9 protein-coding genes are annotated in these 10,228 nt (G+C 36.4%); all 9 read left to right on the forward strand.

The genetic code is table 11. The features are described 5' to 3' along the window. The first annotated feature begins 16 nt into the window (after nucleotides 1-16). The 9 genes from SOY52_RS08905 (at nucleotide 17) to SOY52_RS08945 (ending at nucleotide 9,900) form a co-directional block, all read left to right on the forward strand. Nucleotides 17-1,573 carry a BCCT family transporter gene (locus tag SOY52_RS08905; protein WP_320848604.1) on the forward strand — a complete coding sequence of 519 codons (1,557 nt, stop codon included), beginning with the start codon at nucleotides 17-19 and terminating at the stop codon, nucleotides 1,571-1,573. A 251-nt stretch (nucleotides 1,574-1,824) separates the two neighbouring features. Continuing rightward, nucleotides 1,825-3,120: an ABC transporter substrate-binding protein gene (locus tag SOY52_RS08910; protein ID WP_320848605.1), complete on the forward strand. Its 1,296-nt coding sequence runs from the start codon at nucleotides 1,825-1,827 to the stop codon at nucleotides 3,118-3,120. A gap of 73 nt (nucleotides 3,121-3,193) precedes the next feature. Then, nucleotides 3,194-4,108, forward strand: a complete 915-nt coding sequence (locus SOY52_RS08915) for a sugar ABC transporter permease (protein ID WP_320848606.1) — start codon at nucleotides 3,194-3,196, stop codon at nucleotides 4,106-4,108. Next, the gene (locus tag SOY52_RS08920; RefSeq protein ID WP_320848607.1) at nucleotides 4,108-4,959 is read left to right on the forward strand and encodes a carbohydrate ABC transporter permease; all 852 of its coding nucleotides are present in this window, start codon (nucleotides 4,108-4,110) and stop codon (nucleotides 4,957-4,959) included. The genes SOY52_RS08915 and SOY52_RS08920 overlap by 1 nt, the downstream gene beginning before the upstream one ends. A gap of 26 nt (nucleotides 4,960-4,985) precedes the next feature. After that, the gene (locus tag SOY52_RS08925) at nucleotides 4,986-6,026 is read left to right on the forward strand and encodes a LacI family DNA-binding transcriptional regulator (RefSeq protein WP_320848608.1); all 1,041 of its coding nucleotides are present in this window, start codon (nucleotides 4,986-4,988) and stop codon (nucleotides 6,024-6,026) included. After that, complete coding sequence (gene malQ / locus SOY52_RS08930) at nucleotides 6,023-7,564, forward strand: 4-alpha-glucanotransferase (RefSeq protein WP_320848609.1); 1,542 nt, start codon at nucleotides 6,023-6,025, stop codon at nucleotides 7,562-7,564. Before SOY52_RS08925 ends, malQ begins: the two co-directional genes overlap by 4 nt. Nucleotides 7,565-8,151: 587 nt before the next feature. Next, nucleotides 8,152-8,496 (forward strand): helix-turn-helix transcriptional regulator, encoded by a 345-nt coding sequence (locus SOY52_RS08935; RefSeq protein WP_320848610.1) that lies wholly within the window; start codon nucleotides 8,152-8,154, stop codon nucleotides 8,494-8,496. A gap of 1 nt (nucleotide 8,497) precedes the next feature. After that, nucleotides 8,498-9,322 carry an ImmA/IrrE family metallo-endopeptidase gene (locus SOY52_RS08940; protein ID WP_320848612.1) on the forward strand — a complete coding sequence of 275 codons (825 nt, stop codon included), beginning with the start codon at nucleotides 8,498-8,500 and terminating at the stop codon, nucleotides 9,320-9,322. Nucleotides 9,323-9,324: 2 nt separating this feature from the next. Next, on the forward strand, nucleotides 9,325-9,900 hold the full coding sequence (locus SOY52_RS08945; RefSeq protein WP_320848611.1) for a hypothetical protein: 576 nt from the start codon (nucleotides 9,325-9,327) through the stop codon (nucleotides 9,898-9,900). The last annotated feature ends 328 nt before the right edge of the window (nucleotides 9,901-10,228 follow it).

Consider the following 10,228-nt stretch of genomic DNA (forward strand, 5'->3'; position numbering starts at 1 on the left):
ATAAGGATGTTAAATAGTGAAAAGTCAAATTAAAAAATCTGTATTCATTCCTACATTTATTTTTGTTTTAGGTGCAGGTATTATTGGATTAATTAATAACCAATTCCTAATTGATAACTTCAAAGCTGCTTTTGATTGGTCGTATACCAATTTAAGCTGGATGTTTCAATTAATATTTTTTGTTGTACTAGTACTCTGTATTATTATGACATTCTCTAAAAAGGGAAATATTAGATTTGGAGGACCAAATGCGAAAGCTAAATACCCTTTTTGGCAATGGTTTGCAATGACATTAACAGGAGGACTAGGAGCAACGATAGTTTCTTCTGGTATTTCACAACCTGTTATCTTTATGGAAAGTGTTTGGGGAGAGCTAGAAGGTTATGGTATTCAACCTGGTTCTCCTGAAGCTGTAATGTTTGGACTTGCAAGAACATTCCATGAATGGACATTTGTTCCATATGCAGTATTTGGTGTATGTGGTGTATGTATTGCTTATACATGTTTTAATAGAAAGAAAACACTGGCAGTTTCAAATACGCTTGAACCTGTTTTAGGAAATAAAGTACATAATAAGGTAATTTCATCTATTGTAGATTGTCTTTCTGTACTAGCCTTAGCACTTGGATCTGTTGGAACATTGGGAACATTTTTAGGCCTTGTTACTATTTGCTTGCAAAATATTTATGGTATTCCTAAGAGTGTAACATTAATGTTCATTATAATGGTTCTATCGACAATATTATATCTATGTTCTTCATTAAGCGGAGTAGATAAAGGAATTAGATTCTTTGCTAGTTTGAACTTCAAATTTTATATCTTATTACTTTCTTTTGTATTTATCTTTGGTGGAGCCGCTGCTTATATTTTAAATACAGCAACTTCATCAGTAGGCTATTGGATGAAGAATATTTCTTTTTGGCTCTTTGATACAGGAAGTATAGGAGGTGAGAGATTACTAAAGTGGTGGACAATTTATACTTGGGCTTTCTGGATTGCATATGCACCTGTAACAAGTGTTTTTCTTGCTCAAATCTCTTATGGAAGAACAGTTAGAGAATTCCTTATTGTTAACTGGATACTGCCAAGTGTATTTGCTTTTGTATGGTTTTCTGTTTTTGGAGGATGTGCAATGAATTGGCAGTTATCAGGTGTTGCAGATATTGCAGGTGCAATCGCAAAAGATGGAACATACGCTGGAATCTGGACTTTTATGCAAAACCTTCCACTATACAAGATTTTAATACCGATAAATTTATTTATTATGTTAATTTCATTTTCAACTTCTGCTGATAATGGTATTACTGTTCTTTCTGCATTATGTATGAAAGATAAGAAAATAGGAGATGAAGCTCCTGCAAAGTTGAAAATACTTTGGGGAATTGCAATTGGTTTACTTTCCTTTTTGTTAATGGCATATGCTTCTGGTGCTAAAGGAAATGATGGTGTAAGGTATATAGTTGTTGCACTGGGTACTTTAATATCAATACTTGTAATTCTAATGATTATATCCTTAATAAAGATGTTATTTATTTCCTGTAAACAGGAAGAAGTAAACGCACTTGGAAAATAAAAAAATGAAGGTAGGAGTAAAAAGCTTCTACCTTTTATTGTACTAATCTGATATTCATTCCTTGGATTATTCCGTTAAAATATCGATTATATTCTTATAATTAATTAAATTAAATATTTCTAAACTTGTTTGTTTTGGTGATGTTTTTACCCTAAAATAAATTTTAAAAAATTTTAGTTGACCGGTTTACAAAACCGGTTTACTATGAGTTTATAAATAAGATTTCAATTACATTCAAAAAGGAGTAAGAAATGAAAAAAGCATTAACTATCATGCTCGTTGCTTTAATTGCACTTTCTTCTGTTTTTGCACAGGGTGCTAATGAAGCTCCAGCTAAACAAGGTTCTGTATACTGGTTAAACTTCAAGCCAGAATCAGATAGCGTTCTTCAGGAAGTTGCTAAGGCATATAAGGCAGAAACTGGTGTAGACGTAAAGGTTGTTACAGCTGCAGCTGGTACATACAACCAAACATTAATGGCTGAAATGGATAAGTCAAATCCTCCTACACTCTTTGTAGTAGGTAATGCAGGTGCAGTTGCTTCTTGGGGTGACTACTGCTTAGACTTAAAAGGCACAAAGATTGCTAACGAACTTTCAACAGATGCTTATAACCTCTACGATGAAAACGGTAAGCTTTGCTCAATTGGTTATACATATGAATGTTTCGGTATCATTACTAACGTAGAACTCCTCGAGAAGGCTGGTTACAAGCTTTCTGATATCAAGGATTTCGCTTCATTAAAGGCAATTGCTGAAGACATCCACGCTAGAAGCAAGACTCTTGGTTTTGATGCATTCACATCATCAGGTATGGACGGTTCTTCATCATGGAGATTCACAGGTCACCTTGCTAACGTAGCATTATTCTATGAAGCTAGAGACAACGGTTGGACAGCAGGTCCTCAGCCAGCTACTATCACAGGTAAGTATGTTCCTAACTTCAAGAACCTCTGGGATCTCTACATCAACAACAGTGCTTTCAATCCTAACACACTCGCAACAGGTGGTTACGATGCAGAAGCTGAGTTCGGTAAGGGCCAGGCAGTATTCTATCAGAATGGTAACTGGGAGTACGATGCTTTAACAGGTAAGTATGGTATGGATCCAGCTAAGCTTGCTATGATTCCTTTCTATGCAGGTGTTCCAGGTGAAGAAAACGCAGGTTTAAACTGTGGTACTGAAGGTTGTTGGGCTATCAACGCTAAGGCTTCTCAGGCTGATATCGACGCTACAATGGATTTCATGTACTGGATGGTAACTTCAGAGACAGGTACAAAGCTCCTCGCTCAGACATTTGGTGCTATCCCATATAAGAAAGCAGCTCCATCAAATAACGTATTCCTCGATCAGGCTAACGAATACAACAAGCAGGGTAAGTATGTAATGACTTGGGCATTCAACTATACTCCAGCAGTTGACGAATTCAGAGCAGGTCTCGTTTCTGCAATGAACCAGTATGACGCAGCTCAGACAGATGCTAACTGGAAGACAGTTGAAACAGCATTTGTTAAGGGTTGGGAAAGACTCTACGCACAGGAGCACTAAGCTTATGTAAGTAAATAGGGCGGGCTTCTATAACCTGCCCTATTTTTTTCGAAAATTAACACAAGGGGAAACTATGAAGAATAAAAAGCCATCTGGTGGTTTAAGATCATCCCTCATTAAGAAACCTATTAAACGTATGTCATTTTTATTTATGTGGCCTACAATTATTTGTTTCTGTATTGGCTTCGTATGGCCATTCTTACAGGGTATTTACTTATCATTTTGTAAATTCCGTATTACAAGTGATGCACAGTTTATCGGTTTTGGAAACTACTTAAAAGCTATTCAAGACCCAACATTTATTCATGCTTTCTGGTATACAGCTCTCTTTACAATTGTATCGGTTATTTTTATTAACCTTTTTGCATTTGCTGTTGCATTAATTCTTACAAAAGGAATTAAGGGAAGCAATATCTTTAGAACCGTATTCTTTATGCCAAACTTAATCGGCGGTATCGTACTTGGTTATATTTGGTCAATGATTTTTGATGGTTTCTTATCAAGATTAAATACATCAATCTTAATGGAAACTAAATATGGATTCTGGGGCCTTATTATCGTTATGTGCTGGCAGCAAATTGGTTACATGATGATTATCTATGTCGCAGGATTACAATCAATTCCAGAGGATATGATGGAAGCAGCATCTATCGATGGTGCTAACTCATGGCAAACACTCTTTAAAATTACAATTCCAAATGTAATGCCATCTATTACAATTTGTACATTCTTGACACTTTCTAATGGCTTCAAGCTATTCGACCAGAACTTAGCATTAACAGGTGGTCAACCATTTATCCAGCATGCAGATGGAAGCGTTGTTAAGACAACAGAAATGCTTGCCCTTAACATCTATAATACATTCTATAACATCAACCCAACAGCAAGAGGTGCTGCACAGGCTAAGGCCGTCATCTTCTTCCTGTTAGTTGCAGCGCTCAGCTTACTGCAGTTGAAATTTACTAGAGAAAAGGAGGTACAGCAGTAATGGCTAATCTTAAAAGAGATAGATCTATCAATACTTTCCTTACAGTCCTTTTTATAATTCTTTCATTAATCTGGGTATATCCTGTATTTATCGTAGTACTTAACTCTTTCAAAATTAATGAGTTTGTAAAGACTGATACATTCTCAATCCCTGCAGGAGAACAGTTTGCAGGTTTTTCAAACTTCATTAAAGGTATGACCTTTGGTAACTACCCATTCTTTAAGAGTGTATTCTACTCCTTCTACATTACAATTGTTTCAACTGCATTGATTTTACTTTGTACATCAATGTCAGCTTGGTACATCTCTAGAGTTGATACACAATTCTGTCGCTTAGTATATATGCTTTGTGTATTCTCAATGATTGTTCCATTCCAGATGGTAATGTTTACACTTTCAAAGACAGCAGATGTGCTCAAGCTTAATACACCATATACAATTCCTGTTATCTACTTAGGTTTTGGTGCAGGTCTTGCAATTTTCATGCTCTCAGGCTTTGTAAAGGCTGTTCCACTTGAGATGGAAGAAGCTGCTACAATCGATGGCTGTGGTCCTGTTAGAACATTCTTCCAGATTGTTCTTCCAGTATTAAAGCCAACATTAATCAGTGTTGCAATCCTTGAGATCATGTGGGTATGGAATGACTACCTCTTACCATACTTAGTACTCGATAGAAATAGATTTATGACAATTCCTATTCATATCCAGTACCTCAAAGGTAGCTATGGTGCAGTAGATCTTGGTGCTACTATGGCTATGATTTTAATGGGTATTATCCCAGTAATTATCTTCTACTTAACTTGTCAAAAATACATCATTAAGGGTGTAGCTGCAGGTGCAGTAAAAGGTTAATATTCTAAAAATTTCGGAGGAGAAGTATGAAAGAGAAGAAAAAGACAACGATAAGTGATATCGCAAGAGCAACTGGATACTCAAAAACTACCGTGTCTTTTGCTTTCAACTCTCCTTCAAGAATTAGTGTGGAAGCTAGAGAAAAAATTCTTTCAGTTGCTAAATCACTCGATTACACTCCAGATCCTATGGCTAGAAATTTTTCTCTAGGACGCCATAAATCTATTGGCTTTTTGCTTCCACAAAGTTTAGCAGATTCACTTTCTAACCCTTATACTCAATCGGTACTACGTGGAATTGGTATTGTTGCAGAGCAAAATGATAATACCTTAACTATTATTCCACCTGTTCATTCTTCAATTTCAGAGGCAATTAATAACGCCACTGTTGATGGCCTTATTTCAATGGGCTTATGGTTTGATCCTCAAATTAGAGAGTCATTAAGAAGAAGGAAGCTTCCTTTAGTCTTAATTGATGGTGCTGATGAAGATGGTCCTATAAACCTTTCAATTGATGATTTAAGTGCTGCTTATGAAGCAATGAAAGCAGTATTAGAGAGAGGGCATAGAAAGATTGCTATTATTTCACTTCCATTTGATGCTTATGCACAGCTCACACCTCAAGAGACTAAAACAATAGTTAGAAGACGTCAGGCAGGGTATGAGAAGGCATTGGGTGAGTATTCTATGAGTCTTTCTGATATTACTATGGTCTCTTGTCCTGCAACCTTTCAAGATGGTGCTAGGGTTGCAAATGAGTTTTTCTCATCTGGAGATTATACTTGTATTGTTTGTATGTCTGATGTCGTTGCACTAGGCGTAATGGATAGTGCAAGAGCTAAAGGAATGAACATTCCTTCTGACATTTCTATTGTTGGTTTTGATGGTATATTTAGCACTTACTCATCTGGACTGTGTTTAACAACTGTTGTTCAGGATGCTGAGAAAAAAGGTATCATGAGTGCAGAGCTATTATTTAAAGTGCTTGATGGAGAAGAGGTAGAAAGCCATCAGAATTTTCCATTTGAGTTTAGAATTGGAAACACTCTCAAGGAGATTAATAAATGAATATAGACGGTGTAAGATCATCAGGTATATTGATGCACATTACAAGCCTTGATTCTGAGTTTGGAATTGGAGATCTTGGTCCTGCTGCATACCGTTTTGCTGATAAATTAAAAGAGACAGGTGCAAACCTTTGGCAGTTACTTCCTCTTGGTCCTACTGGGTATGGTAATAGTCCTTACTCTGCACGTTCAACCTTTGCAGGAAATGAACTATTAATTTCTCCAGAGCTTCTTTATGAAGATGGATACCTTGATGAAGGTGATTTAATTCATCCTGACTTTCCATCAAATAAGGTTAATTTTAATTTGGTAATTGCTTATAAGCTTCCTTTATTAAAGAAGGCTGCTAAAGCCTTTTTGGAAAAGAATTCAAGAAAGAAGAGCTATCAAGACTTCTTAAAAAGAGAAAGCTTTTGGCTAGAAGATTATGCTCTCTTTATGGTTTTGTATGAAAAGTACAACGATGCTCGTTGGTACAGTATTTGGGACGAGAAAGAGGGCTTTAGAGATCCTGCTACAATAAGCAAGCTAAAAAAGGAAAAGAGTGAAGAGATCAAAATTTGGTATGCACTTCAATATCTATTTGATGAGCAGCTAAATAGACTACATATTTATACAAAGAGTCTTGGCATTAAGACTATTGGTGATATCCCAATATTTGTTGGTGCTGACTCTGCAGATGCTTGGTCTCACCTAGACTTGCTTAAAACAGATGAGAAAGGGCATTATAGTGCAGTTTCTGGTGTACCACCAGATAACTTTAGTGCAACTGGTCAGCTTTGGGGTAACCCTGTTTACGACTGGAAAAAGCATGAGGAAACTAACTTTGAATGGTGGCTTGAAAGAATCAAGAGACTTCTTCATATGACAGATATTTTAAGAATTGACCACTTCAGAGGTTTAGATGCTTACTATGAAATTAAAGCTAATGCAAAAACAGCAGAACACGGTAAGTGGAAGAAGAGTCCTGGTAAGAAACTTTTTGAGGTAATCAAGAAAGAGTTAGGAGACCTTCCTATTATCGCAGAAGATCTTGGTTTAATGACTGATAGTGTTAAAAAGCTTAGAGATTCTAACGGTTTCCCTGGTATGAAGATTGCTATGTTTGGCTTCTCTCGTGATAAGAATGGTGTTTATAATCCATCAGATGATTTCTTACCAATGAACTATACAAGAGACTTTGTTGCTTATACAGGTACTCATGATAATGATACTACTCGTGGTTGGTTCGATAGTCTTGGTGAAGATGATAAGCACATGGTTAGAGAATATCTTGCTTGTGATGATAGGGAAGCTGTATGGGCACTAATTAGAGCAGTAATGTTCTCTAATGCTGATATAGCAATAATTCCAATGCAGGATATTTTGGAGCTAGGTAATGAAGCTAGAATGAACTATCCTTCAACTTGCAATGATAAAAACTGGAGTTGGAGAATGGAAAGTGGAGCTTTCGATGAATATCGAATTTCTAGGTTCAAGCATTTAGTTCGATTAACAGGTCGTGATGGTAAGACTGTTAGTCAAAGAGAAGATATTTAGTTTTTCCCCACCTTGTATATTACTTGGTGGGGGCTTTATCTAGATATGTTTAGACGCTATTTATTCATTGAAGCAAAAAAAGTGTGAACGCATAGTATGCCTGTAAATAAAACTACTTTTAGAAAAAGAGACAAAGAGAACAAAGTGTTGTCGAAATTACTTTTTCTGGATTTTCCGAGAAAAAATTGGTAGATTATAGATGAAAGTGCCCGCCAAGGTTAAGGTTTTCCTCCTCAAATCGGCGGGCCAGTTGCTTTATATGTCTTCAAAGAAATCTTTTTTTGAAAATAGATTTAATTATTGATGAACTAATCTTTCGAAGATAAACCGTAAAGAAATTACAAAAGGGGAATTAAATGCAACTTTGTGGTTTGCAAAAGTAAGTACCTTTCTCAACCTTCTTCAAAGTAGCACTTACCTTATTAGTTAGTGTGTTAATAAAATATGCACATTAATTAGTTGTAAAGTCAATAAAATGTTGACTCATATAGAGGTTCTTTACTATACTTAGACTGAAAGGAAAAGAATAAACTTAAAAGTAATCTTCCATTTGGAATGATGACTTTTAACCTGAAGGAGAGAGTATTATGTATGCGATGAATTTTGTCCAGGTTGGCTCAAATATCCAGAAAGAACTAGATGAAAGATCAATGACTCAACAGAGTCTTGCTGATGCACTTTCCATCTCAAAGCAGGTAATGAGCAAGATTATCAAAGGTGCAAAGGCAATCAATGTAAGCGAACTTGCAAAGATTGCTACTATACTAGGCACTACAACAGATTCTTTACTTACGATGAACATAGAAAGTGAACCTACAGAGAGCATGGCCTTTATGGGAACGATGCAGGATGAGAAAACCCGTGAAAAAGTGGAGATGCTCAGATCTGCTATTGATGAGATTCTGCTTTTGGAGGAACTTGCACGTGATTGAAATGAAAACACTGGAGTTGACGGAAGCAGAAGCCCTGAAAGTAAAAGACTATGCCGCCTCCAAGCTTGGCGTCTGTAGGAAAATGAATGATATCATAGGTACTCAGATTTTTCAGATACTTTCACTTCATGCCCGTGTCATCTATTATCCTTTGGGCAAAGAATCTGTTTGGGGATTTACCCGAATCAAGGGGGCAAGAGGAGGTGGCCAGAGTCAGAAGCCGTTTGTTGTAATCAATTCTTCTATCCCAATAGATTGTCAGGTATTTGCAGCGGCCCATGAGCTCTACCATATATGGGAAGATGACAAAGTTGATGTAGTGCCAGCCTATGTCATGGATGATGAGACAGGTGATCGTAATGAGTTGAAGGCAAACCGTTTTGCTGCAGAATTTCTTGTAGAAGAAGAACTTTTAATAAAAGAACTAAGAACTTACGGCATTGCCTCTGATAATGTTTCCTTAAAAGAAATATTGATTCTTTCTGAGCTGTTCTGTGTTCCTTATAGAACTATGGTCAAACGCCTTTTTGAAATTGGTTTTATCACAAAGACAGATAGAAATAGATTTCTTAATGCAAGTGAACAGGAAGTGATGATAGCAAGAAAACGATATGCACTTTCCATTCCTCAGGGAGATGAAAAGATTGCAATCGACAATCTTACGGAGTTAGCTGTAGATGCCTATGAAAACAAACGAATTACCTTCGAAAAGCTGGAATATCTTTTGGATATTAGTAACCTGAAACCGGTTGATGTTGGAATTTCAGAGAGCGAAAATAATCCTTTCCCTTCTGATGATGAACTGGATAAGATTATGGAGGAATAGGGGTGCTGGATAAAATCATCGTTGATGCAGATTTCTGTTTAAAACTTGGTGGAAGTGAAAAGTATAGATTTCTTTTTGAGATCCTACCCTTGATTGCACATGAAATCTATATGCATAGTCATGCTTTTGGCGAGGTACGTTATCCAGCAAGTGCATCAAAACAACTCTCAGACCTTATATCGAAAGGTAAGGTCAGAATAGTAGACCAAAGCACCTTATCGCCAGCTGATAGGGCAGTTTATGATATGTCTTTCCGAGCTCTCGAAAGAGTAATGATTAATCCGATCAAACCAAACAAAAATAGAGGAGAAGCTTGTTCTTTGGCATATGCAAAAGCTACTGGGATACCAATTTTTGCGACAGATGAGGCACATTTGCAGCCAATCATTGATTTAGTGTTGAATACGGGTATTGATGATATTACTTGTCTACGCATCAGAAATGTGGTTGAAATGATTCGAGATGGAAAGATTGATCTTTCAAGGAAATATGCGAAAGCATTATGGAGAATTGCATATAACAACAAGAACGTAACGAATGCCAATGATATCTTCGACAGGGAGATATGGCCTCTATAAAAGTAAAATCATAAACGATATTGGAAATTTTACCTTCTGTACCGTCATGATTTGATTTCTTGGCAATGCATTACTATTGCGTTTGAAAAATACAGTCTGTTGGTTCATTTGGTATGAGTAGTATTCAAAAGCTCAACGAAAATTTGATATTATTTATCAATTCTGCGTATATCTATATTGAGTAGAAGAATCATTGATGTTGCAATAGCTGAGAAATATAAAAATAATCTGCAGCCTAGTATTCTTTAGGCATCATCGATGCAACCCTGGATGACATCATGAATGGAGTTCAGACCTATCGTAAGACTAGACTTGTCAATGTCTTTGA

Source organism: Bullifex sp. (genome assembly GCF_034103065.1).
Taxonomy (GTDB): domain Bacteria; phylum Spirochaetota; class Spirochaetia; order Sphaerochaetales; family Sphaerochaetaceae; genus Bullifex.

Bases quoted from the DNA above. Each gene is read 5' to 3' on its own strand.
- SOY52_RS08925 (WP_320848608.1), top strand. From the start codon at position 4,986: ATGAAAGAGAAGAAAAAGACAACGATAAGTGATATCGCAAGAGCAACT.
- SOY52_RS08940 (WP_320848612.1), top strand. From the start codon at position 8,498: ATGAAAACACTGGAGTTGACGGAAGCAGAAGCCCTGAAAGTAAAAGAC.
- SOY52_RS08920 (WP_320848607.1), top strand. From the start codon at position 4,108: ATGGCTAATCTTAAAAGAGATAGATCTATCAATACTTTCCTTACAGTC.
- SOY52_RS08935 (WP_320848610.1), top strand. From the start codon at position 8,152: ATGTATGCGATGAATTTTGTCCAGGTTGGCTCAAATATCCAGAAAGAA.
- malQ (WP_320848609.1), top strand. From the start codon at position 6,023: ATGAATATAGACGGTGTAAGATCATCAGGTATATTGATGCACATTACA.
- SOY52_RS08910 (WP_320848605.1), top strand. From the start codon at position 1,825: ATGAAAAAAGCATTAACTATCATGCTCGTTGCTTTAATTGCACTTTCT.
- SOY52_RS08915 (WP_320848606.1), top strand. From the start codon at position 3,194: ATGAAGAATAAAAAGCCATCTGGTGGTTTAAGATCATCCCTCATTAAG.